This window comes from Stutzerimonas nosocomialis, from assembly GCF_005876855.1.
Classification (GTDB): Bacteria; Pseudomonadota; Gammaproteobacteria; order Pseudomonadales; family Pseudomonadaceae; genus Stutzerimonas; species Stutzerimonas nosocomialis.
Genome location: NZ_QLAE01000006.1, coordinates 125781 through 147942, shown reverse-complemented (window position 1 = coordinate 147942; position 22162 = coordinate 125781). Strand labels below are relative to the sequence as shown.

Below are 22162 nucleotides of genomic sequence, written 5' to 3'. Positions count from 1 at the left end.
CTCAGAATCCGCTCGGTGCTTGGGTGTGCCATTCAGTGACCTGCTGGTACTGATGGGCGACGTTGAGCAGGCGGCTTTCCTGGAAATAGGGGGCCAGCAGCTGGACGCCCACCGGCAGGCCGTCGACGAAGCCGGCCGGCATGGACAGGCCCGGGATGCCGGCGAGGTTGGCGGTGATGGTGTAGATGTCCTCGAGGTAGGCCGATACCGGATCGGCGTTCTTCTCGCCCAGCTTCCAGGCCAGGTTCGGCGTGGTAGGGCCGAGGATCACGTCGACCTGCTCGAAGGCGCTGACGAAGTCGTTCTTGATCAGGCGGCGGATCTTCTGCGCTTTCAGGTAATAGGCATCGTAGTAGCCGGCCGACAGCGCGTAGGTGCCGACCATGATGCGGCGCTTGACCTCATCGCCGAAGCCTTCGGCGCGCGAGCGCTTGTAGAGGTCGGTGAGGTCCACCGGGTCCTCGCAGCGGTAGCCGAAGCGCACGCCGTCGAAGCGCGAGAGGTTGGAGGAGGCCTCGGCCGGCGCGATCACATAATAGGAGGGGATCGCGTGCTGCATGTTCGGCAGGCTGATCTCCCTGACCGTGGCGCCGAGCTTCTTCAGTACTTCGACCGCCGCCATCACCGCGTCTGCGATCTTCGCGTCCAGGCCGGCACCGAAGTACTCCTTCGGCAGGCCGATGCGCAGGCCCGAGAGCGGTTTGTCCAGGGCGGCGAGGTAGTCGTCCAGCGGCTGGTCGACGCTGGTCGAGTCCTTCGGGTCGAAACCGGCCATGGCACCCAGCAGCAGTGCGCAGTCTTCGGCGGTACGGGCCATGGGGCCGCCCTGGTCGAGGCTGGAGGCGTAGGCGATCATGCCCCAGCGCGAGACGCGGCCGTAGGTGGGCTTGAGGCCGGTGAGGTTGGTCAGCGCCGCCGGCTGGCGGATCGAGCCGCCGGTGTCGGTACCGGTGGCAGCGGGCAGCAGGCGGGCGGCGACCGCAGCCGCCGAACCGCCGGACGAGCCGCCTGGCACTCGGCTCAGGTCCCAGGGGTTCTTCACCGGGCCGTAGTAGCTCGACTCGTTGGCCGAGCCCATGGCGAACTCGTCCATGTTCAGCTTGCCGAGGCTCACCGCGCCGGCGTCGGCGAGGCGCTGCACCACGGTGGCGTCGTAGGGCGCCTTGAACGCATCGAGAATCTTCGATCCGCAGCTGGTGCGGATGCCCTGGGTGCAGAACAGGTCCTTGTGGGCGATCGGTGCGCCGAGCAGCGGGCCGTTTTCACCGGCGGCGCGGCGGGCATCGGCGGCTCGCGCCTGCTCGAGCGCCGGGTCGGCGGTGACGGTGATGAAGGCGTTGAGTTGCGGATCGAGCTGCTCGATGCGCGCCAGCAGCGTGCGGGTCAGCTCTTCGGCGGAAAAGTCCTTGGCGGCCAGGGCGCGGGCGATGCCGGCCAGGGTCAGTTGATGCATGTCGGCGTCCTTCATTACTCGATCACCCGCGGGACCAGATAGAGCCCATCCTCGACGGCCGGTGCGATGGCCTGATAGGCGTCGCGCTGATTGCCTTCGGTGACTTCGTCGGCGCGCAGGCGCTGGCTGGTTTCCAGCGGGTGGGCCAGCGGTTCGACGCCCTGGGTGTCGACGGCCTGCATGCGGTCGATCAGGCCGAGGATGTTGTTGAGGGTCTCGGTGGTGCGGGGAAGGTCGGCGTCATTCAGGCCCAGCCGGGCCAGGTGAGCGATCTTTTCCACCTCGGAGCGTTCTAGCGCCATCGGGAGTCTCCAGCGGAAGGAAGGGGCGTGCTTGCGCGCCTGCGGGCAGGCAACGTTCTGTACCGCGAGCAGCGGTTTATCGCCCAAAGGGCGAAATCTAGCATGCCAGGCCGGTTTCCCGGTAGCCGGAGCCCTTGAGCCGGGGTCTTGGAAAGGGCGCTCGGGAGACGAGTTGCACCTGGTGCCGAAATAGGCGGAAGCCGCTCACGTCCTTGATCGGTAGGCCCGACTCGTGCCTTGCCCAAAGGGCGCACCGTTGTTAGAGTTTGCCGCACTTTTTCCCCACGCGTTCGCCTCAGGGCCCTTTCCCAATGTTCAAGAAACTGCGTGGCATGTTTTCCAGCGATCTGTCGATCGACCTGGGCACTGCCAATACCCTCATTTATGTGCGCGACCGCGGCATCGTCCTCAACGAGCCGTCCGTGGTCGCCATCCGTAGCCACGGCAACCAGAAAAGCGTCGTCGCCGTCGGCACCGAAGCCAAGCGCATGCTGGGCCGTACCCCTGGCAACATCAACGCGATCCGCCCGATGAAGGATGGCGTCATCGCCGACTTCAGCGTCTGCGAAAAGATGCTGCAGTACTTCATCAACAAGGTTCACGAGAACAGCTTCCTGCAGCCCAGCCCTCGCGTGCTGATCTGCGTGCCCTGCAAGTCGACCCAGGTCGAGCGCCGGGCGATCCGCGAATCGGCGCTGGGTGCCGGTGCGCGTGAAGTGTTCCTGATCGAAGAGCCGATGGCCGCTGCCATCGGTGCCGGCCTGCCGGTCGAAGAGGCGCGTGGCTCGATGGTCGTCGACATCGGCGGCGGTACCACCGAGATCGCCCTGATCTCCCTCAACGGCGTGGTCTACGCCGAGTCCGTACGCGTCGGTGGCGACCGTTTCGACGAGTCGATCGTGACCTACGTACGTCGCAACTACGGCAGCCTGATCGGCGAATCCACCGCCGAGCGCATCAAGCAGGAAATCGGTTCGGCGTTCGCCGGCAGCGAACTGCGCGAAGTGGACGTTCGCGGCCGCAACCTGGCCGAAGGCGTACCGCGCAGCTTCACGCTCAACTCCAGCGAAGTGCTCGAGGCGCTGCAGGAGTCGCTGGCGACCATCGTTCAGGCCGTCAAGAGCGCCCTGGAGCAATCGCCGCCGGAACTGGCCGCCGACATCGCCGAGCGTGGCCTGGTGCTCACTGGCGGCGGTGCGCTGCTGCGTGACCTGGACAAGCTGCTGGCCCAGGAAACCGGCCTGCCGGTGATCGTCGCGGAAGATCCGCTGACCTGCGTCGCCCGTGGCGGTGGCCGTGCGCTGGAAATGATGGATCGCCATACCATGGACCTGTTGTCCACCGAATGATCCGGCAGGCCGCGGCGTCGAGCGGCGGGCGAACCTCTCGCCTGCCTCGCCGGCGCTCGTGAGCCTGTGGTTGCGAGGAAACCGCCATTAAGCCGCTATTCGCTAAGGGACCGTCACTCGGTGTGCGCCTGCTGGTGCTCGTCGTGCTGTCCGTTGCGCTGATGGTGGTCGATGCGCGTTTCGAGGCGCTCAAGCCGGTGCGCAGCCAGATGGGGCTGGTGCTGACGCCGTTCTACTGGCTGGCCGAGATGCCGGTTCGGCTCTGGGAAGGGGCAACGGCTCAGATCGCCAGCCGCGACAACCTGATGGCCGAGAACGAGAAGCTCAAGGCCGAAGCGCTGCTCATGCAGCGTCGGCTGCAGAAGCTCGCCGCACTGACCGAGCAGAACGTGCGCCTGCGCGAGCTGCTCAATTCGTCGGCGCTGGTGGACGACCGGGTACTGGTCGGCGAGCTGATCGGTGTCGATCCCAATCCCTATACCCATCGCATCCTGATCGACAAGGGTGAGCGCGACGGCGTGTTCCTCGGCCAGCCGGTGCTCGATGCCCGTGGTCTGATGGGGCAGGTGGTCGAGGTGATGCCCTACACCTCGCGGGTCATGCTGCTCACCGATACCACCCACAGCATTCCGGTCCAGGTCAACCGCAACGGCCTGCGCGCCATCGCCAGCGGCACCGGCAACCCGGAGCGCCTGGAACTGCGCCATGTGGCCGATACCGCCGACATCCGCGAGGGCGACCTGCTGGTCAGCTCGGGGCTCGGCCAGCGCTTTCCCACCGGTTATCCGGTAGCGACGGTCAAGGAAGTCATCCATGACTCCGGCCAGCCGTTCGCCATCGTTCGCGCGGTGCCTACCGCGGCCCTCAATCGCAGCCGTTACCTGCTCCTGGTGTTCACCGACACCCGATCCCCCGAAGAGCGCGCCAACGATTCGGCCGCCGCTCAGGAGGAGGCCGACCGCGAAGAGGCGGCGCAGCCCGCGGCGCCTGCCGAAACCACGCCTGCCCAGGCGCCGACAGAGGCTGCCCAGTGATCAACTCGCGGCGTAACAACGGCTGGCTCGTCTGGCTCACCTTCGTGCTGGGGTTGCTGCTCAGCGTGGCGCCCATGCCGGAATTCATGAACATCGGCCGGCCGCTGTGGCTGGCGATGTTCGTGACCTACTGGGTGCTCTACCTGCCGCACCGGGTCGGCATGACCACCGCCTGGATCCTCGGGATCGGCCAGGATGTCCTCTACGGCTCGCTGCTGGGCCAGCATGCCCTGGTGCTGACCCTGGTGGCCGGCATGGTGCTGGCGCTCAACCAGCGCCTGCGCATCTACCCGGTGTGGCAGCAGGTGATGATCCTGCTGGTGGTCTTCGGCCTGGCTCAGCTGGTCCAGCTGTGGCTGAACACCCTCGGCGGCAGTCGGCCGCCAACCCTGACGTTCCTGTTGCCGGCGCTGGTCAGCGCGCTGTTGTGGCCCTGGATATTCGTCGCCCTCCGCGGCCTGCGGCTGCGGTTTCACGTGAACTGATCCGGCGGCGCCCACCTTCTCGGCGCTGTCCCAACGGGAAGGAATGATGGCGATCCTCTATCTCGCATCCGCATCCCCGCGTCGGGCCGAGCTGCTCGGCCAGATCGGCGTGTCGTTCATCCCTCTTGTCGCGCCGATAGACGAAAGCGTCTTGCCGGACGAAACGCCCGAGGCGTACGTGGAGCGCCTGGCGCGGGCCAAGGCCGCCGCGGCTCTGACTCTGCTGGAGGCCGCGGGCGACAGCTGCGTGCTCGGCGCCGACACGGCCGTGGTGCTCGACGGGCGCATTCTCGGCAAGCCGGCCGACCGGCAGCACGCGCGGGACATGCTCGAAGCCCTGTCGGGGCGCGAACACCAGGTGCTGACCGCGGTGGCGGTCGCCGGCGCCGGGAGGTGTCAATCCCGGGTGGTGGCCAGCCGGGTGAGCTTCCGGCCCGTGTCGAGCGACGAAATCGATGCCTACTGGGCGACCGGAGAGCCCTGCGACAAGGCGGGCGCCTACGGAATCCAGGGGTTGGCGGCGGTATTCGTCAGTCACCTGCAGGGCAGCTACTCGGCGGTCGTAGGGCTGCCGCTCTGCGAAACGGCGCAGTTGCTCGAGGCGTTCGGCATCGGCCATTGGCACCCGAGGGCCTGAAGACGGTAGGCTTGCCGTCAAACGGCGGCGGTGTGACGGGCCAGTCGCCCGCGCCTTCAGCGAGAAGTGGCCAATGAGCGAAGAAATTCTGATCAACATCACCCCCATGGAGTCCCGCGTGGCGGTGGTGGAAAACGGTGTGCTGCAGGAGGTGCATGTCGAGCGCACGCAGCGCCGTGGCATCGTCGGCAACATCTACAAGGGCAAGGTCGTGCGGGTGTTGCCCGGCATGCAGGCGGCCTTCGTCGACATCGGGCTCGACCGCGCCGCGTTCATCCATGCGTCGGAAATCTCGGCGCGTGAAGGCAGCGCCGTCGAGCCGATCAGCGCCCTGGTGCATGACGGCCAGAGCCTGGTGGTGCAGGTCACCAAGGACCCGATCGGTACCAAGGGCGCCCGCCTGACCACCCAGCTGTCGATTCCCTCCCGCTATCTGGTCTACATGCCGCGTACCAGCCACGTCGGCATTTCGCTGCGGATCGAGGAAGAGGTCGAGCGTGAGCGGCTCAAGCAGATCGTCGCCGAATGCGTGGAGGCCGAGGGCATCGAGGAGGCCGGCGGTTTCATCCTGCGCACCGCGGCCGAAGGCGCCGGTGCCGACGAGATCATGATGGACATCCGCTACCTGCGCCGCCTGTGGGGGCAGATCGCCGGGCAGATGAAAAGCGCACGCGCGCCCTCGCTGATCTACGAGGACCTGACGCTGGCCATGCGGACCCTGCGTGACCTGGTCCATCCCCGCATCGAGAAGATCCGCATCGACTCGCGGGAGAACTTCCAGAAGATCAGCCAGTTCGTCGCCGAGCTGATGCCCGAGCTGGACGATCGCCTCGAACACTACCCCGGCGAGCGGCCGATCTTCGATCTCTACGGCGTCGAAGACGAGATCCAGCGGGCCCTCGAACGCAAGGTGATGCTCAAGTCCGGCGGCTACCTGGTGGTCGATCCGGCCGAGGCGATGACCACCATCGACGTCAACACCGGAGCCTTCGTCGGCCATCGCACGCTCGAGGAAACCATCTTCAAGACCAACCTGGAGGCGGCCACGGCGATCGCCCGCCAGCTGCGCCTGCGCAACATCGGCGGGATCATCATCATCGACTTCATCGACATGGAGGACGAAGAGCACCGTCGCCAGGTCCTGCGCACGCTGGAAAAGCAGCTTGAACGCGATCACGCCAAGACCAACATCATCGGCATCACCGAACTCGGCCTGGTGCAGATGACCCGCAAGCGCACCCGCGAAAGCCTCGAGCAGATCCTGTGCGAGCCCTGTTCGTGCTGCCAGGCGCGCGGCAAGCTGAAGACGCCGGAGACCATCTGCTACGAGATCTTCCGCGAAATCCTGCGCGAGGCGCGTGCCTACCAGGCCGAAGGCTACCGGGTACTGGCGAACCAGCGCGTGATCGACCGTCTGCTCGACGAGGAGTCGGGCAACGTCGCGGACCTGGAAGGCTTCATCGGGCGGCCGATCAAATTCCAGGTCGAAAGCATGTATTCCCAGGAACAGTACGACGTGGTGCTGCTCTGAATAGTGGTGCAGCGCGCTGTCCGCGCCCCGCTGGCGGCTGGAGTCTGAATTCGTGAGTCGGCTCGTTTCCCTGTTGGGCACCGTCGTGCGCCAGGCGCTCTGGCTGGTGGCCCTGGCGCTGATCCTCGCGGCGCTTTATGTCAGCCTGGGCCGGCAACTGATACCGCTGGTGGCCGAGTACCGCCTCGAAGCTCAGCAGCGCGCCCAGCAGGCGCTCGACATGCCGGTGTCGATCGGCCGTCTGGAAGGTGACTGGACGGGCCTGTTGCCGCGGGTGGTCGCCCATGACGTGCTCCTGGGGGAGGGCGACGCGGTGGTCCGGCTGGACCGTGCCGCCGTGGTGCCGGACCTGGTGGAAAGCCTATGGAATCGCCAGTTGCGCATTGCCTCGCTGGCGTTCGACGGCGTGCACCTGAGCCTGCACCAGGACGCCGATGGCAGCTGGCGGGTAGAAGGCTTGCCGCAGCGCCCCGACCAGCCGCCCGCCGACCCGGAGGCCGTCCTGCGCGCCCTGCAGCAGATCGGCGACCTGTCGCTGGGCGACAGCCAGATCACCTTCGAGCCTCACGATGCCGCGCCCCTGACCCTGAGCTACGCCAACCTTCGGTTGCGTACCCTCGGACAGCGGATGCGCCTGCAGGGCGAGCTGCTGCTGCCCGACGGCAAGCCGCTGGGGCTGAACGTCGAAGGGCGGGTCAACCCCGAGCGCTGGCGGCAGGGGCGCTTCGATGCCTATCTGCGTCTCCCCCAGAGCGACTGGGCCGGCTGGATTCCGGCGGAACTGACCGAGGCCTGGCGGCTCGATACGCTGGTCGCCGGCGGCGAGGCCTGGCTGCGCTGGCGCGGGGAGGCGCTGTCGCGCGCGGTGGTGCGGCTCAACGCGCCCCGGATGCAGGTTGCCTACGACCAGCGTGCCGCGGCGGAGGTCGACGATCTTTCGGTCGCCGTCTATGCCGATCGCACCGAGTCCGGCATGCGGGTGCTGGTCGACGGGCTGGCATTCAGCCTGGGCGACTCCCGCTGGGGTGGCACCACCCTGAGTCTGGTCGAGCGGCCTGATGCCGACGCCAGCACCTGGGGCCTCGAAGTGGATCGCCTGGACCTGGCCCCGATCGCGGCGCTGGCCAAGGCGCTCGCTCCCTTGCCTGAAGAGGCCGCCGAGGCCCTGGAGGCGCTGCAGCCAACGGGCACGCTGCGCAACATCGTGCTGGCCTACCGGCCGGACGCCGCGCCGCTCGAACGGGTGGAGTTCGCCACCAACCTCGAGAACGTGGCCTTTGGGGCCTATCACGGAGCGCCCGGCGCGACCAATGTGACGGGCAGCCTGCAGGGCACGCCCGCACGGGGCGAACTGAGGCTCGACAGCCGGGATTTCACCCTCGATCTCGCCCAGCTGTTCGATCAGCCCTGGCAATACCGGCGCGGCCGTGGCCGGCTCACCTGGACGTTCGACGAGCGGGCCTTCACGCTGGCGGCGCCCTACCTGCAGGTGGACGCCGAGGAAGGCGACCTTGCCGGGGATTTCCTGATCCGGCTGATGCGCGACCCCGAGGCCGAGGACTACATGGATCTGCGGGTCGGGCTGCGCAACGGTGATGCCCGCTTCACCGAAAAATACCTGCCGAGTCACGGGCTTGCGCCGGAACTCGGCGCCTGGCTGAAGAGCGCCATCCGCGGCGGCGGTATCGACAAGGGCTACTTCCAGTACCAGGGCTCGCTCCACGGCGACGCCGGCGAGGGCGCCCGCAGCCTGAGCCTGTATTTTCAGGTCCACGACGCCGAGCTGGCGTTCCAGCCCGACTGGCCCGCGCTTCGCGAAGGGCGGGGCGAAGTGCTGATCGAGGACAGCGGCGTGCGGGTGCGCCTGGAGGAAGGGCGAATCCTGGACAGCCGCATCCTCGAGGCCACTGCCGACGTGCCCCACGCCGCGCCCGGCGAAGCGCCTCGCCTGGCGATAAAGGGTCGGGTCGAGGGCAGCGTCGCCGACGGACTGAAGATTCTCCACGAGGCGCCCATCGGCACGGCCGAGCTGTTCGCCGGCTGGCAGGGGGAAGGTCCGCTGCACGGCGTGCTCGAACTCGACATCCCGCTGGATCACGGAGCCGAGCCGCATGTGCTGGCCGACTTTTCCACCGAAGGCGCCCGGCTGCTAATCGCCGAGCCGAAACTGGAACTGCAGAAGCTCGGCGGTCGCTTCCGCTATGACACGCGCCAGGGGCTGAGCGCCAGCGAGCTGCAGGCCGATGTGCTGGGCAAGCCGGTGCGCGGACGGGCGGTGGCGACCGGCAAGCCGGGCAGTCCGGGAACCCGCATCGAAGCCGAAGGCCGTGTCGAGCTGGCGCGGCTGAAGCAGTGGCTGGCCTTCGAGCAGGACGTGCCAGCCAGCGGCGAGCTGCCTTACCGATTGCGCCTGATGCTCGGTGCCGAAGGCGGCCAGTTGCAGATCGATTCATCACTTCAGGGGCTGAACGTTCAGCTGCCGGCGCCATTCGACAAGGCGACCGCCGCCAGGCGAGACAGCTCGTTGCGCATGACGCTTCAAGGGCCGGAGCGGCGCTACTGGGTGCGCTATGGCGACCTGGCCGCGCTCGCCTACGCCGCCCCGGCCGATCGCCTGCTGGAAGGCCGTGGCGAGCTGATGCTCGGTGGCGGCAGCGCCAGCCTCCCCGACGAGCGCGGCGTGCGGATTCGCGGCCGACTGGAGCAGCTCGACTGGAGCGCCTGGCAGCCGCTGGTCACGGGCCAGGGCAACGCCCCCGGCGGCGGAGCGGGCGGTGGCGCGGACGTATCGCTGCTGCGCAACGCGCAGGTGCAGATCGGCCGCTTCGCAGGCTTCGGCACCGAAATCGAGGAGCTGGATGTCGATCTGCAGCGGGCGCCGGCCGGCTGGCAGCTGGGTCTGCAGAGCGAGCTGCTGGCCGGTGAGGTGCAGGTGCCCGATGCGCGCGGCGCGGTCATTGGCGTGACGCTGCAGCATCTGCGCTTTCCGCCGGCGGACGCGAGCCCCGACGCGGCGCCCGCCACCGAAGACCCGCTCGCCGGTGTGGACCCCAGGTCGATCCCGCCCATGGATATCTTCATCGCCCGTGTTCTCCAGGGCGAGGCGCCGCTGGGCGCCTGGTCCTTGAAGCTTCGCCCGTCCGCCGAGGGCCTTGCCTTCAGTGATCTGGATATCGGCCTCAAGGGGGCGCGGCTTACGGGGGGCGGCGCCTGGGAGGCTCAGGGCAGCCGTTTCAGCGGGCGCGTCGAAGGGGGCAATCTGGGGGACGTGCTGCTGGCCTGGGGCTTCGCGCCAACGGTTACCAGCGAATCCTTCCATCTGGAGGCGGATGGGCGCTGGCCCGGATCGCCGGCCTGGCTGAGCCTCAAGCGCTATTCCGGAAACCTGTCGCCGAGTCTGCGCAGGGGCCAGTTCGTCGAGGTGGAGGGGAGTGCCCAGGCGTTGCGGGTGTTCGGCCTGCTCAACTTCAACTCGATCGGCCGGCGGCTGCGGCTGGATTTCTCCGATCTGTTCGGCAAGGGCCTCGGCTACGACCGGATGAAGGGCCAGCTCAGTGCCGAGCAGGGCGTCTACCGGACCCGTGAGCCGATCACCGTCACCAGCCCGTCCAGCAACCTCGAGCTGGACGGCATCCTCGACATGCCGGCCGATCGCATCGATGCCAGACTGCTGGTGACCTTGCCCGTGACCAACAACCTGCCGCTGGCCGCCCTGATCGTCGGGGCCCCGGCCATCGGCGGTGCGCTGTTCATCGCCGACAGGCTGCTGGGCGATCGCCTGGCCCGTTTCGCGACCGTCCAGTACAAGGTGGAAGGTCCCTGGCAGACCCCTTCGATCACCTTCGACAGGCCGTTCGAGAAACCCCAGTAACGCTCGCGCGCCAGGCACCGGGACAGCCATCGGAGCCAGGCGCGCAGCAAACCCTTGCACAAGGTGCGCATCGTGGCGATCAGCGTCATCCAGATGGTCAGCAGGCCCGAGATAGAACCCAACCTGGCTGCCGCCGGCAGGCTCCTGGAGCAGGCGGCGCAGGCCGGCGCGCAGCTGGCGGTTCTGCCCGAGAACTTCGCCGCGCTGGGCCATCCGGACGTGGCGGGGCTGGCGCGAGCCGAGGCCGACGGAAGCGGGCCGATCCTGCCCTGGTTGAAACGGACGGCCCGCGCCCTCAGGTTATGGATTGTCGCCGGCACCGTGCCTTTGCCGCCCGATGACGACCCGCTGGGCAAGCCGCTGGCCTGCTCGCTGCTGATCGATGCCGACGGCAATCGGGTGGCGCGCTACGACAAGATTCACCTGTTCGACGCCGAGGTCGCCGACAGCCGCAGGGTCTACCGTGAATCGGACCAGTACGCCGCAGGGCACCGGCTGGTGGTGGTCGATACGCCCGTGGGCCGGCTGGGCATGAGCGTCTGTTACGACCTGCGTTTCGCCGGGCTCTACAGCGCCTTGCGGGAGGGCGGCGCCGAGCTCATCTGCGCACCTTCGGCCTTTACCTCGGTGACCGGGCAGGCCCACTGGGAAACCCTGATTCGCAGCCGGGCGATCGAGACGCAGTGCTACGTCCTGGCGGCGGCGCAGGGCGGCGAGCACCCCGGCGGACGGACGACCCATGGTCATTCGTCTATCGTTGAGCCCTGGGGCCGGGTGTTGTGCCAGCAGGCCCAGGGCGAAGCGGTGCTGACCATCCACCGCGACGCGGCGGAGCAGGCCGCGATCCGCCAGCGCATACCGGTGCACGCGCACCGTCGATTTAGCGTGCCAGAGGTCGTTCCGACCGGCACTACGGAGTGAATATGAGTGAACTGCTGTTGCCTGTCACCGAGCGCCTGCTCACCCCGGGTGGGCTGGGTCTCGACGATCTTCCCGGCCTGCTCGGCGAACTGGCCGGGCCCGGTATCGACGCCGCCGACCTCTATTTTCAGGATCAGGTGACCGAGAGCTGGGTGCTCGAGGACGGCATCGTCAAGGAAGGCGGGTTTCATCTCGAACAGGGCGTGGGCGTGCGCGCCTTGTCCGGCGAGAAGACGGGCTTCGCCTACAGCAATGCGATTACCGCCGATGCCCTGAAACAGGCCGCTCATGCGGCGCGCTCGATTTCCCGGGGCGGTCGCTCCGGGCGCGTCGAGGTACTCGCCAAGGCGCCCCAGTCGCCGCTCTATACCCGTGACAACCCGCTCGACGGCATGGGCCGTGGCGAAAAGGTCGAGCTGCTCAAGCGCATCGACATCGCCACGCGGGCGCTGGACCCGCGCATCAAGCAGGTCACGGTAAGCCTGGCAGGGGTCTGGGAACACATCCTGGTGGCCGCGATGGACGGCAGCCTGGCGGCCGACATCCGCCCTCTGGTGCGCTTCAACGTGAGCGTCATCGTCGAGCAGAACGGCCGCCGTGAGCGTGGCGGGCAGGGCGGTGGCGGGCGTACCGGCTACGAATTCTTCCTCGCCGAGGACCGTGCCATGGGGTATGCGCGCGAGGCCCTGCGCCAGGCGCTGGTCAACCTCGAAGCGGTGGCGGCGCCGGCCGGCACCTTGCCGGTGGTCCTCGGCTCCGGCTGGTCCGGCGTGTTGCTGCACGAAGCGGTCGGGCATGGTCTGGAAGGCGACTTCAACCGCAAGGGCAGCTCGGCCTACAGCGGCAGGGTGGGCCAGCAGGTGGCGTCCAAACTCTGCACCATCGTCGACGACGGCACCCTGGCCGATCGCCGCGGCTCGTTGAGCGTCGATGACGAGGGCACCCCGACCCAGTGCACCACCCTGATCGAGAACGGCGTGCTGACCGGCTACATGCAGGACAAGCTGAACGCGCGCCTGATGGGCGTCGCGCCCACCGGCAACGGCCGCCGCGAATCCTATGCGCATCTGCCGATGCCGCGGATGACCAACACTTACATGCTGGCCGGAGAGAGCGATCCGCAGGAGATCATCGCGTCGGTCAAGCGTGGCATCTACTGCGCCAGCCTCGGCGGCGGACAGGTCGACATCACCAGTGGCAAGTTCGTCTTTTCCACCAGCGAGGCCTACCTCATCGAGGACGGCCGGATCACCGCGCCGGTCAAGGGCGCGACCCTGATCGGCAATGGTCCGGAGGTGATGAACCGGGTCTCGATGGTCGGCAACGACCTGGCGCTGGACAGCGGTGTGGGCACCTGCGGCAAGGATGGGCAGTCGGTGCCGGTCGGCGTGGGCCAGCCGACCTTGAAGATCGATGCGATCACCGTCGGCGGCACCGGCGCATGACGGCTCTTTCGCCGCGGGCGGAACCGCGCGGAGCCGCTAGCGCAGGCCGCGCTTGGTTTCGTCCAGGTCGCGGATGTATTTGAACACCTTGCGGGCGGCCGCCGGCGGCTTGTTGCGCGCCGCCTCGTGCTGCGCATGGCGGATGAGCCCACGCAGGTGCTGGCGATCGGCTTCGGGGTATTCGGTGACGAAGGCTTCCAGGGTCTGGTCGTCTCCGCCGATCAGCCGGTCGCGCCAGCGCTCCAGGGCGTGGAAGCGCTCGTTGTACTGGCGAGTCGAGGCGTCGACCTGGTCGACCAGCGCGAGAATGGCCTCGATGTCCTGGTCGCGCATCAGCTTGCCGATGTACTGCAGATGGCGTTTGCGGGCGATGTGGGCCTTGTGCTTCGGCGCATCGAGCAGGGCCTTGTGCAGCGCGTCGGTCAGGGGCAGGCGTTCGAGCAGCTCGGGCTTGAGCGTCGTCAGGCGCTCGCCGAGTTCCTGCAGTGCATGCAACTCGCGCTTGACCTGGGATTTGCTTTTTTCATCGAACGCATCGGCGTCGGAAAATTCAGACATGGGGCATGGTCCACTTGGAAAGGCCGCCATGATAACAGTAGCCTCACCGCCGTCGCCTGCATGGCGCCGTTGGGGGCACACGTTGGCAGAAGGTTTTGGAGCGCTTATGAGTGAGGTAGAGGGCATCGGTCCCGCGGCATTGCCAGGGTTGCGCGAGAAGGTCGCGCAGATCATCGAGGAAGCGCGGCGCCAAGGCGCCAGCGCCAGCGAGGTCTCGGTGTCGATGGAGCAGGGGCTGTCGACCACGGTGCGTCAGCGCGAGGTGGAGACCGTCGAGTTCAATCGCGACCAGGGCTTTGGCATCACCGTTTACGTAGGCCAGCGCAAGGGCTCGGCAAGCACCACCGGCGCGACGGACGACGACATCCGCGAGACCGTGGCGGCTGCCCTGGCGATCGCCCAGCACGCTTCGGAAGATTCGTACGCCGGGCTGGCTGACGCCTCGCTCATGGCGCGCGAGCTGCCCGACCTCGATCTCTTCCACCCCTGGGCGATCACGCCCGAACAGGCGATCGAACAGGCGCTGGCGTGTGAGGCGGCTGCCTTCGACACCGACAGCCGTATCCGCAATGCCGACGGCACCAGCCTCAATACCCACCAGGGCTGCCGGGCCTATGGCAACAGCCAGGGCTTTATCGGCAGCTACTGCAGCACCCGCCATAGCCTGAGCTGCGTGATGATCGCCGAAAGCGACGGGCAGATGCAGCGCGACTACTACTACGATGTCGGCCGCATCGGCACCTCGCTGGCCGACCCGCAGCTGATCGGGCGGCGGGCCGCCGAGCGGGCCGTCCGACGCCTTGGCGCGCGCCCGGTGCCGACCTGCGACGTGCCGGTGCTGTTTTCCGCCGACCTGGCCACCGGCCTGTTCGGGCACTTCCTGGCCGCGATTTCGGGTGGCAACCTCTATCGCAACGCGTCCTTTCTCGAAGGCGCCCTGGGGCAGACGCTGTTTCCCGAGTGGCTGCAGCTAGACGAGCGTCCGCACCTGCGGCAGGCGCTGGGCAGCGCGGGCTACGACGGCGACGGGCTGGCGACCTATGCCAAGCCGTTCGTGGAGGACGGTCGCCTGGTGTCCTACGTGCTCAGTACCTATTCGGGACGCAAGCTGGGGATGCCGAGTACGGCCAACGCCGGCGGCGTGCACAACCTGTTCGTCAGCCACGGCGAGGACGACCAGGCGGCGCTGATCCGGCGCATGGGGCGCGGTCTGCTGGTGACCGAGCTGATGGGCCAGGGGTTGAACCTGGTCACCGGCGATTATTCGCGAGGCGCGGGCGGTTACTGGGTGGAGAACGGCGAAATCCAGTTTCCGGTGCAGGAAGTGACCATCGCCGGCAACCTGCGGGACATGTTCAGGCAACTGGTCGCGGTGGGAAGCGACGTAGAGACGCGGGGCAACGTGCGCACCGGTTCGGTACTGATCGAGCGGATGAAAGTAGCGGGGAGCTGAGGGGGAGGGCTGCCGCCGGGATGCTGGCGGCAGCCGGACGGATCATTCGCCTTCTTCGAAGTAATCCTCGATCAGCGCGATCAGGGCGGCGAGGGCTTCGTCCTCCTGTTCGCCCTGGGTGCGCAGGTGCAGGGTGGTCCCCTTGCTTGCCGCGAGCATCATCACTGCCATGATCCCCTTGCCGTCGACCAGGCTGGCGGCGTCGCGCCCGACGCGGATGTCGCAGGGAAAGCGGTTGGCCACGCCGACGAATTTCGCCGCCGCGCGGGCATGAAGACCCAGTTTGTTGATGATGGTGATGTCGCAAGCAGGCATTGCGGTTCCTAGCTGAGGTCGCGGTGGCGGACCTGCAGATTCTTCAGCGGCTCCCGGAGGGCTCGCCCCAGGCGTTCGGCCAGATAGACCGAGCGATGGTGACCGCCCGTGCAGCCGATGGCAACCGTCACGTAGGCCCGATTGCTGGCGGCGAAGCGTGGCAGCCATTTGTTCAGGTAGGCCAGGATGTCCTGGTACATCTCTTCCACCTCGGGCTGGGTCGCCAGGTATTCGGCGACCGGCTGGTCGAGGCCGGACTGCGCGCGCAGCTCCGCTTTCCAGTAGGGGTTGGGCAGGCAGCGTACGTCGAACACCAGGTCGGCATCGACCGGCATGCCGCGCTTGAATCCGAAGGATTCGATCAGAAACGCGGTGCCGGGCTCCGGCTTGTTCAGCAGGCGCAGCTTCAGCACATCGCGTAGCTGATAGAGGTTGAGGTGGGTGGTGTCGATCTTCAGGTCGGCAAGGTCGGTGATGGGCGCCAGCAGCTGCCTTTCGTCCTGAATGGCCTCGGCCAGCGAACGTGTCTCGTTGGTCAGCGGGTGTCGTCGGCGCGTCTCCGAGAATCGCTTGAGCAGCGTCTCGTCATCGGCGTCCAGATACACCACGTCGCACTGGATGAAGCGCGCCCGCGCATCGGCGAGCAGCTCTGGAAAACGCTGCAGATGGCTGGGCAGGTTGCGCGCGTCGATCGATACCGCTACCTGCGGATGCAGCAGCTCGGTATGCAGCAGGGCCCGCTCCGTCAGTTCGGGAAGCAGGCCGGCCGGCAGGTTGTCGATGCAGTAGAAACCGTTGTCCTCCAGGACGTTGAGGGCTGTGCTCTTGCCTGAGCCGGACCGGCCGCTGACGATGATCAGGCGCATTTCAGACCTCTATTGCCCGTTCTGGACGTCGACCACCACGCTGTAGAGACTTTCGCTCGTCTGCGCCTGGCGCAGGCGGTCACGGACTTCGCTGCGATCGAGCATGCTGGCGATCTGGCGAAGCAGCTCCAGATGTTCGTCGGTAGCCGCCTGGGGTACCAGGAGCACGAACAGCAGGTCGACGGGCATTCCGTCGATGGCGTCGAAATCCACCGGTGCGTCGAGCCGGAGCACCGCGCTGAGCGGTGTTTGGCAGCCGGCGAGCCGGCAGTGGGGGATCGCGATGCCGTTGCCGAAGCCGGTCGAGCCGAGCTTCTCGCGGGCCACGAGACTTTCGAAGATGACCTGGGAGTCGAGGTCGGGCATGTCGTGCGCGACCAGTCTTGCGATCTGTTCGAGCACGCGTTTCTTGCTGCCGCCCGGGACGTTCACCAAGGAACGTCCGGGGGTCAGGATGGTTTCGAGTCGGATCATAATGAGGCGATCAGCGGGCGACGACGCCCTGGTGGCGATCGAGCTGTTTTTCCTTGTGCTTGATCAGTTGGCGGTCGAGCTTGTCGATCAGCAGATCAATGGCTGCGTACATGTCTTCGTGCTCGGCATTGGCGACCACTTCACGGCCGGCCACATGCAGAGTCGCTTCGATTTTCTGTTTGAGCTTCTCGACGGAGAGAATTACCTGAACCGCGATGATTCGGTCGAAATGGCGTTCGAGCTTTTCGAACTTGTCCTCGATGCAGTCGCGAAGGGCGTCGGTTACAACCAGGTGGTGTCCACTGATGTTGACTTGCATACAGCTTTCTCCTTTCTCGCCACGTGTGGTGGCAGGCCGGAGGGCCTGCCGCCGTAACGCTATGGCGGTCGCCGTCACATCAGTCGCTTGCGTTCGCTCGACGGTGCAATCCCGAGAGATTCGCGGTACTTGGCGACGGTGCGGCGGGCGACCTGAATGCCCTGTGCCTCCAGTAAACCAGCGATCTTGCTGTCGCTCAACGGCTTTTTCTGATTTTCCGCCGCCACCAGTTTCTTGATGATGGCGCGGATCGCGGTCGAAGAGCATTCGCCGCCTTCGGAGGTGCTCACGTGGCTGGAGAAGAAGTACTTCAGTTCGTAAATGCCGCGCGGGGTGTGCATGTACTTCTGCGTGGTCACTCGCGAAATGGTCGACTCGTGCATGCCGACGGCCTCGGCGATGTCGTGCAGCACCAGCGGCTTCATGGCCTCGTCGCCATAGTCGAGGAAGCCGCGCTGGTGTTCGACGATCTGGGTGGCGACCTTCATCAGCGTCTCGTTGCGGCTCTGCAGGCTCTTGATGAACCAGCGCGCCTCCTGCAACTGATTGCGCATGAAGGTGTTGTCGGCGCTCGAATCGGCGCGTTTGACGAAGCCTGCATACTGGGCGTTGACCCGCAGGCGCGGCACCGCCTCCTGGTTGAGCTCGACGATCCAGCGGTCGTTGTGCTTGCGCACGATGACGTCGGGCACCACGTATTCGGGTTCGCTCGCCTCGATCTGCGAGCCGGGACGTGGATTGAGGCTCTGGATCAGTTCGATGATCTGGCGCAGCTCGTCTTCCTTGAGCTTCATCTTGCGCATCAGCAGGCTGTAGTCGCGGCTGCCGAGCACGTCCAGATGATCGCTCACCAGTCGCTGCGCCTCGGCGAGCCAGGGCGTCTTGGCGGGCAGCTGGCGCAGCTGCAGCAGCAGGCATTCGCGCAGGTCGCGCGCACCGATGCCGGCCGGTTCGAACTGCTGGATGCGGCGCAGCACCACCTCGACTTCATCGAGCTCGATTCCCAGTTCCGGATCGAGCGAGTCGAGGACTTCCTGGAGCGATTCTTCCAGATAGCCCTGGTTGTTGATGCAGTCGATCAGGGTGACGGCGATAAGCCGGTCGGTGTCGCTCATCGGCGCCAGGTTCAGCTGCCAGAGCAGGTGGGTCTGCAGGCTTTCGCCGGCCGAGGTGCGTGCGGTGAAGTCCCACTCGTCGTCATCGCTGCTGGGCAGGCTGCTGGCGCTGGTCTGGTAGACGTCTTCCCAGGCGGTGTCCACCGGCAGTTCGTTGGGGATGCGCTCGCTCCATTCGCCGTCCTCGAGGTTCTCGACCGTGTTGATGGTCTCCTCGTAGGTGGTTTCCTGACGTGTTTCGGTGGTGTTCTCGGAGGCCTTCTCGGCGCCATCGGCCATCGGGTCGGGGCTGTCGAAATCGTCGCCCTCTTCCTGGCGCTCGAGCATGGGATTGGATTCCAGCGCCTCCTGAATTTCCTGCTGCAAATCCAGGGTGGAGAGCTGGAGCAATCGTATGGCTTGTTGCAGCTGAGGAGTCATCGTCAGCTGCTGGCCCATCTTCAGGACTAGCGAAGGTTTCATGGCAGGGGACTTTGAACCTTGAGTGCTGGCACGGCGGCGCCTGTTCCGACTTCACGGGCGCTCGGGGCGCCGACAGAAAGCAAATTATATGCCCGGTAATGAAGGCTTTGCCTAGACCCGAATCCGAAGGCCAGCAAAAAAACCGCCGTCAGAGGCGGAATTCGTGCCCCAGGTACACTTCCTTGACCAGCTGGTTGTCGAGGATCGCATCCGAGTCGCCTTCGGCGATGAGCTTGCCTTCGCTGACGATATAGGCCACTTCGCAGATATCCAGCGTTTCCCGGACGTTGTGATCGGTGATCAGCACGCCGATACCCTTGGCCTTGAGGTGATGGATGATCTGCTTGATGTCGCCGACCGAGATGGGGTCGACGCCGGCGAAGGGTTCGTCGAGCAGGATGAATTTCGGCGCGGTGGCCAGCGCGCGGGCGATCTCCACCCGACGCCGCTCGCCGCCCGACAGGCTCATGCCCAGGCTGTCGCGGATGTGGCTGATGTGAAATTCCTGCAGCAACGCCTCGAGCGCCTGCTGGCGACCACTGCGGTCGAGGTCCTTGCGGGTCTCGAGAATGGCCATGATGTTGTCCGCCACGCTCAGCTTGCGGAAGATCGAGGCTTCCTGCGGCAGGTAGCCGATCCCGGCGCGCGCCCGGCCGTGCATGGACAGGTGGGTGACGTCCTGATCGTCGATCATGACGCGGCCCTGGTCGGCGTTGACCAGCCCCACGATCATGTAGAAGCAGGTGGTCTTGCCGGCCCCGTTGGGCCCCAGCAGGCCGACGATCTGCCCGCTTTCGATGGACAGGCTGACATCGCGCACGACCTGCCGCTTCTTGTAGCTCTTGGCCAGATGCTGGGCTTTGAGAGTCGCCATTACTCGCTTTGCTCCGCCGCCTGTTCACGCTTGCGCGGCTGGATGACCATGTCTACCCGAGGGCGCGGCGAGGTGACTTCGGCGCCGGTGGCACGCCCGGCATTGACGATCTGGCGCTGGGTGTCATAGACGATCTTCTCGCCTTCGAAGGTGTTGCCTTCCTGGACCACGCGCGCCTGATCGAGCAGCACGATGCGCTCGTTGCTGGCGAAGTACTGGATGGTCAGGCCGTAGGCCTGCACGATCTGCTTGTCGGCGGCGGGCTTCTGCTCGTAGTAGGCCGGTTTGCCGATGGCGGTGAACACTTCGACGTCGCCGTTCTGGTTCTGGGTGATGGTCACGGTGTTGCCGGTGATCTTCATCGAGCCCTGGGTGATGACCACATCGCCCCGGTAGACGGCCACGCCCTGACGATCGTCGAGCTCGGCGCTGTCGGCCTGGACACGGATCGGCTGGTTGCGGTCTTCGGGCAGTGCCCAGAGGTTCGTGCTGGCCAGCAGAGCCGCCGCCAGGCCGAGAAGGGAAAGGGGGTTAACGAACCTCATGCTGGCCTCTTACGTTGGACAGCAGGAGCATCCTGCCGTCATTCAAATACGCTTTCATACCGGTCGCGGTAGTGACCCCGTTGGCGGCCTCGATTCTAACGGCTTGCTCGGTCTGCGCATATTGCTCGTCCGGCAATACCGTCATCCTGCTGGTGGTCAGGATCGTCGGCCTGCCTTTTTCGTCGTTGCGTTCGACCCGCACGTTGTCGATCAATTCCACTTCTGTACCTTCTGGTGACACTTCTCCCCGGTCGCTGCGCACATGCCAGGGCAGGTCGCTGCCGCGGTAGAGGTTCAGGTCCGGGCGGGTCAGCAGGCTGATGTCGCTGGCCTTGATGTGCTCGACGCGGTCGGCGGTCAGCTCGTAGTGGCGACGGCCGTCGGGCTGATACTGCACGGTGCGCGAGTTGACGACATAGAAGTCGATCTCGGGTTCTTCGGCGGTGATGGCCGGCGGCGACGCCATGAAGGTTTCCGGGCGGATGTTCCAGTAACCCACGGCGACCAGCACGGCGGCGAGGAGGGCGAAACCGACGGGAAGACGAAGTTTGCGCAGCATATGAACCTCTATAGGTAGGCTGCCTGGGCCGCTTCGAGCGTGCCCTGGGCGCGCATGATCAGTTCGCAGAACTCCCTTGCTGCGCCTTCCCCGCCCCGGGCCCGGGTAACGCCGTGGGCATGCTGGCGGACGAAGCCGTCAGCGCTCGCGACCGCCATCCCCAGGCCGACGCGACGCATCACGGGCAGGTCCGGCAGGTCGTCGCCCAGGTAGGCGACGTCGGCATAGCCTAGCCCCAGTTCGGCGAGCAGCTCGTCGAGCACCACGAGCTTGTCCTCACGACCCTGGTACAGGTGCTGGATGCCGAGGTTCTGGGCGCGGCGCTCGACCACCGGCGTCTTGCGGCCGCTGATGATCGCCGTGCGAACGCCCGAGTTGATCAGCATCTTGATGCCGTGCCCGTCGAGGGTATTGAAGGTCTTGAGCTCGCTGCCGTCGACGAGGAAATACAGCTTGCCATCGGTGAGCACGCCGTCGACGTCGAAAATGGCCAGGCGTATGCCGGCGGCGCGTTGCAGCAGGTCGGCATCCATCACATGACCCCCGCGCGCAGCAGGTCGTGCATGTTGAGTGCGCCGACGGGGCGGTCCGTCTCGTCGACCACCACCAGCGCGCTGATCTTGTGGTCTTCCATGATCTTCAACGCTTCGGCCGCGAGCATGTCGCCCTGAGCGGTCTTGCCATGCACGGTCATGACCTCCTCGATGCGCGCCTGGCGCACGTCGATACCCTTGTCCAGCGTCCGGCGCAGGTCGCCGTCGGTGAACACCCCGGCGAGGCGACCGTCTTCTTCGAGCACGACGGTCATGCCCAGTCCTTTTTCGGTCATCTCCAGCAGCGCGTCGCGCACCGAGGTGCCGCGCGTGACCTGCGGCAGGCGCTCTCCGCTGTGCATGACGTGTTCGACCTTGAGCAGCAGGCGCCGGCCCAGCGCACCGCCGGGGTGGGAGAAGGCGAAGTCCTCGGCGGTGAATCCGCGGGCTTCGAGCAGGGAGATCGCCAGGGCGTCGCCGAGCACGAGACAGGCGGTGGTAGAGGAGGTCGGGGCGAGGTTGAGCGGGCAGGCCTCGATCGCGACGCTGGCGTCGAGGTTGACCGCCGCCGCCTTGGCGAGCACCGACTCCGGATTGCCGGTCATGCTGATCAGGGTGATGCCGAGGCGTTTGATCAGCGGCAGCAGGGTGACGATCTCGCTGGTGCTGCCCGAGTTCGACAGGGCCAGGACCACATCGTCGCGGGTGATCATGCCCATGTCGCCATGGCTCGCCTCGGCCGGGTGGACGAAAAAGGCGGTGGTGCCGGTGCTGGCCAGCGTTGCGGCGATCTTGTTGCCGATGTGACCGGACTTGCCCATGCCGACCACCACGACGCGGCCCTTGCTGGCCAGGATCAGCTCGCAGGCGCGCACGAAATTGTCGTCGATGCGGTTCTTCAGCTGCTCTACCGCCTCGAGTTCTAAGCGGATGGTGCGCTGGGCGGTGTCGATCAGTTGGCTGCTCTGGCTCGTCATGATGCGAAGGTCTGGCTAAAAACGCGGGATTATAGCGACAAAGCGAGCGCCGCTCATCGAAAACGCGGTGCCGGCATGCGAATC

22 protein-coding genes are annotated in these 22162 nt (G+C 66.4%); 9 read left to right on the top strand and 13 right to left on the bottom strand.

From position 1 onward, the window contains the following. Position 1: 1 nt before the first annotated feature. Both gatA and gatC read right to left on the bottom strand, forming a co-directional pair. Positions 2-1453, bottom strand: a complete 1452-nt coding sequence (gene gatA / locus DN824_RS05735; RefSeq protein ID WP_138407385.1) for an Asp-tRNA(Asn)/Glu-tRNA(Gln) amidotransferase subunit GatA — start codon at positions 1451-1453, stop codon at positions 2-4. 14 nt (positions 1454-1467) lie between these two features. Beyond that, complete coding sequence (gatC, locus tag DN824_RS05730) at positions 1468-1755, bottom strand: Asp-tRNA(Asn)/Glu-tRNA(Gln) amidotransferase subunit GatC (protein ID WP_138407384.1); 288 nt, start codon at positions 1753-1755, stop codon at positions 1468-1470. A gap of 311 nt (positions 1756-2066) precedes the next feature. Between gatC and mreB the strand changes: the two genes are divergently transcribed. The 8 genes from mreB to tldD all read left to right on the top strand — a co-directional run bounded on the left by mreB (position 2067) and on the right by tldD (position 13028). Next, entirely contained in the window at positions 2067-3104 is a 1038-nt protein-coding gene (mreB, locus tag DN824_RS05725; RefSeq protein WP_138407383.1) for a rod shape-determining protein MreB, read from the top strand. 86 nt (positions 3105-3190) lie between these two features. After that, the gene (mreC, locus tag DN824_RS05720) at positions 3191-4138 is read left to right on the top strand and encodes a rod shape-determining protein MreC (protein ID WP_138407382.1); all 948 of its coding nucleotides are present in this window, start codon (positions 3191-3193) and stop codon (positions 4136-4138) included. Continuing rightward, positions 4135-4623 carry a rod shape-determining protein MreD gene (gene mreD, locus DN824_RS05715; protein ID WP_138407381.1) on the top strand — a complete coding sequence of 163 codons (489 nt, stop codon included), beginning with the start codon at positions 4135-4137 and terminating at the stop codon, positions 4621-4623. The genes mreC and mreD overlap by 4 nt, the downstream gene beginning before the upstream one ends. 46 nt (positions 4624-4669) lie before the next feature. Continuing rightward, entirely contained in the window at positions 4670-5260 is a 591-nt protein-coding gene (locus DN824_RS05710) for a Maf family protein (protein ID WP_138407380.1), read from the top strand. A gap of 73 nt (positions 5261-5333) precedes the next feature. Beyond that, positions 5334-6791 (top strand): ribonuclease G, encoded by a 1458-nt coding sequence (gene rng / locus DN824_RS05705; protein WP_138407379.1) that lies wholly within the window; start codon positions 5334-5336, stop codon positions 6789-6791. Between the two features lie 52 nt (positions 6792-6843). Beyond that, positions 6844-10662, top strand: coding sequence for a YhdP family protein (locus tag DN824_RS05700; RefSeq protein WP_138407378.1), 3819 nt, complete (start codon positions 6844-6846; stop codon positions 10660-10662). 72 nt (positions 10663-10734) lie between these two features. Further along, positions 10735-11583, top strand: a complete 849-nt coding sequence (locus tag DN824_RS05695; protein ID WP_138407377.1) for a carbon-nitrogen hydrolase family protein — start codon at positions 10735-10737, stop codon at positions 11581-11583. Positions 11584-11585: 2 nt separating this feature from the next. Then, positions 11586-13028, top strand: a complete 1443-nt coding sequence (gene tldD / locus DN824_RS05690) for a metalloprotease TldD (protein ID WP_138407376.1) — start codon at positions 11586-11588, stop codon at positions 13026-13028. A 36-nt stretch (positions 13029-13064) separates the two neighbouring features. On the opposite strand, the gene yjgA is transcribed toward tldD, so the two are convergent. Further along, the gene (yjgA, locus tag DN824_RS05685; protein WP_138407375.1) at positions 13065-13586 is read right to left on the bottom strand and encodes a ribosome biogenesis factor YjgA; all 522 of its coding nucleotides are present in this window, start codon (positions 13584-13586) and stop codon (positions 13065-13067) included. 106 nt (positions 13587-13692) lie between these two features. On the opposite strand from yjgA, the gene pmbA reads away from it, so the two are divergent. Beyond that, positions 13693-15039 carry a metalloprotease PmbA gene (gene pmbA / locus DN824_RS05680; RefSeq protein WP_138407374.1) on the top strand — a complete coding sequence of 449 codons (1347 nt, stop codon included), beginning with the start codon at positions 13693-13695 and terminating at the stop codon, positions 15037-15039. A 42-nt stretch (positions 15040-15081) separates the two neighbouring features. On the opposite strand, the gene DN824_RS05675 is transcribed toward pmbA, so the two are convergent. The 10 genes from DN824_RS05675 to DN824_RS05630 form a co-directional block, all read right to left on the bottom strand. After that, positions 15082-15354 (bottom strand): HPr family phosphocarrier protein, encoded by a 273-nt coding sequence (locus DN824_RS05675; protein WP_138407373.1) that lies wholly within the window; start codon positions 15352-15354, stop codon positions 15082-15084. Between the two features lie 8 nt (positions 15355-15362). Next, the gene (gene rapZ, locus DN824_RS05670; RefSeq protein WP_138407372.1) at positions 15363-16220 is read right to left on the bottom strand and encodes an RNase adapter RapZ; all 858 of its coding nucleotides are present in this window, start codon (positions 16218-16220) and stop codon (positions 15363-15365) included. Positions 16221-16229: 9 nt separating this feature from the next. After that, complete coding sequence (gene ptsN, locus DN824_RS05665) at positions 16230-16694, bottom strand: PTS IIA-like nitrogen regulatory protein PtsN (protein ID WP_138407371.1); 465 nt, start codon at positions 16692-16694, stop codon at positions 16230-16232. Between the two features lie 10 nt (positions 16695-16704). Beyond that, the gene (gene hpf / locus DN824_RS05660) at positions 16705-17013 is read right to left on the bottom strand and encodes a ribosome hibernation-promoting factor, HPF/YfiA family (protein WP_138407370.1); all 309 of its coding nucleotides are present in this window, start codon (positions 17011-17013) and stop codon (positions 16705-16707) included. 74 nt (positions 17014-17087) lie between these two features. After that, positions 17088-18590: an RNA polymerase factor sigma-54 gene (locus DN824_RS05655; protein ID WP_138407369.1), complete on the bottom strand. Its 1503-nt coding sequence runs from the start codon at positions 18588-18590 to the stop codon at positions 17088-17090. Between the two features lie 148 nt (positions 18591-18738). Continuing rightward, positions 18739-19464 carry an LPS export ABC transporter ATP-binding protein gene (gene lptB / locus DN824_RS05650; protein WP_138407368.1) on the bottom strand — a complete coding sequence of 242 codons (726 nt, stop codon included), beginning with the start codon at positions 19462-19464 and terminating at the stop codon, positions 18739-18741. Then, complete coding sequence (lptA, locus tag DN824_RS05645) at positions 19464-20009, bottom strand: lipopolysaccharide transport periplasmic protein LptA (RefSeq protein WP_138407367.1); 546 nt, start codon at positions 20007-20009, stop codon at positions 19464-19466. The genes lptB and lptA overlap by 1 nt, the downstream gene beginning before the upstream one ends. Beyond that, positions 19996-20568: an LPS export ABC transporter periplasmic protein LptC gene (lptC, locus tag DN824_RS05640; RefSeq protein WP_138407366.1), complete on the bottom strand. Its 573-nt coding sequence runs from the start codon at positions 20566-20568 to the stop codon at positions 19996-19998. The genes lptA and lptC overlap by 14 nt, the downstream gene beginning before the upstream one ends. 8 nt (positions 20569-20576) lie before the next feature. Further along, positions 20577-21101 carry a KdsC family phosphatase gene (locus DN824_RS05635; RefSeq protein ID WP_138407365.1) on the bottom strand — a complete coding sequence of 175 codons (525 nt, stop codon included), beginning with the start codon at positions 21099-21101 and terminating at the stop codon, positions 20577-20579. After that, complete coding sequence (locus DN824_RS05630) at positions 21101-22078, bottom strand: KpsF/GutQ family sugar-phosphate isomerase (RefSeq protein WP_138407364.1); 978 nt, start codon at positions 22076-22078, stop codon at positions 21101-21103. Before DN824_RS05630 ends, DN824_RS05635 begins: the two co-directional genes overlap by 1 nt. Positions 22079-22162 lie beyond the last annotated feature (84 nt).

Bases quoted from the DNA above. Each gene is read 5' to 3' on its own strand.
- gatA (WP_138407385.1), bottom strand. From the start codon at position 1,453: ATGCATCAACTGACCCTGGCCGGCATCGCCCGCGCCCTGGCCGCCAAG.
- gatC (WP_138407384.1), bottom strand. From the start codon at position 1,755: ATGGCGCTAGAACGCTCCGAGGTGGAAAAGATCGCTCACCTGGCCCGG.
- mreB (WP_138407383.1), top strand. From the start codon at position 2,067: ATGTTCAAGAAACTGCGTGGCATGTTTTCCAGCGATCTGTCGATCGAC.
- DN824_RS05710 (WP_138407380.1), top strand. From the start codon at position 4,670: ATGGCGATCCTCTATCTCGCATCCGCATCCCCGCGTCGGGCCGAGCTG.
- rng (WP_138407379.1), top strand. From the start codon at position 5,334: ATGAGCGAAGAAATTCTGATCAACATCACCCCCATGGAGTCCCGCGTG.
- tldD (WP_138407376.1), top strand. From the start codon at position 11,586: ATGAGTGAACTGCTGTTGCCTGTCACCGAGCGCCTGCTCACCCCGGGT.
- yjgA (WP_138407375.1), bottom strand. From the start codon at position 13,586: ATGTCTGAATTTTCCGACGCCGATGCGTTCGATGAAAAAAGCAAATCC.
- pmbA (WP_138407374.1), top strand. From the start codon at position 13,693: ATGAGTGAGGTAGAGGGCATCGGTCCCGCGGCATTGCCAGGGTTGCGC.
- DN824_RS05675 (WP_138407373.1), bottom strand. From the start codon at position 15,354: ATGCCTGCTTGCGACATCACCATCATCAACAAACTGGGTCTTCATGCC.
- rapZ (WP_138407372.1), bottom strand. From the start codon at position 16,220: ATGCGCCTGATCATCGTCAGCGGCCGGTCCGGCTCAGGCAAGAGCACA.
- ptsN (WP_138407371.1), bottom strand. From the start codon at position 16,694: ATGATCCGACTCGAAACCATCCTGACCCCCGGACGTTCCTTGGTGAAC.
- hpf (WP_138407370.1), bottom strand. From the start codon at position 17,013: ATGCAAGTCAACATCAGTGGACACCACCTGGTTGTAACCGACGCCCTT.
- DN824_RS05655 (WP_138407369.1), bottom strand. From the start codon at position 18,590: ATGAAACCTTCGCTAGTCCTGAAGATGGGCCAGCAGCTGACGATGACT.
- lptB (WP_138407368.1), bottom strand. From the start codon at position 19,464: ATGGCGACTCTCAAAGCCCAGCATCTGGCCAAGAGCTACAAGAAGCGG.
- lptA (WP_138407367.1), bottom strand. From the start codon at position 20,009: ATGAGGTTCGTTAACCCCCTTTCCCTTCTCGGCCTGGCGGCGGCTCTG.
- lptC (WP_138407366.1), bottom strand. From the start codon at position 20,568: ATGCTGCGCAAACTTCGTCTTCCCGTCGGTTTCGCCCTCCTCGCCGCC.
- DN824_RS05635 (WP_138407365.1), bottom strand. From the start codon at position 21,101: ATGGATGCCGACCTGCTGCAACGCGCCGCCGGCATACGCCTGGCCATT.
- DN824_RS05630 (WP_138407364.1), bottom strand. From the start codon at position 22,078: ATGACGAGCCAGAGCAGCCAACTGATCGACACCGCCCAGCGCACCATC.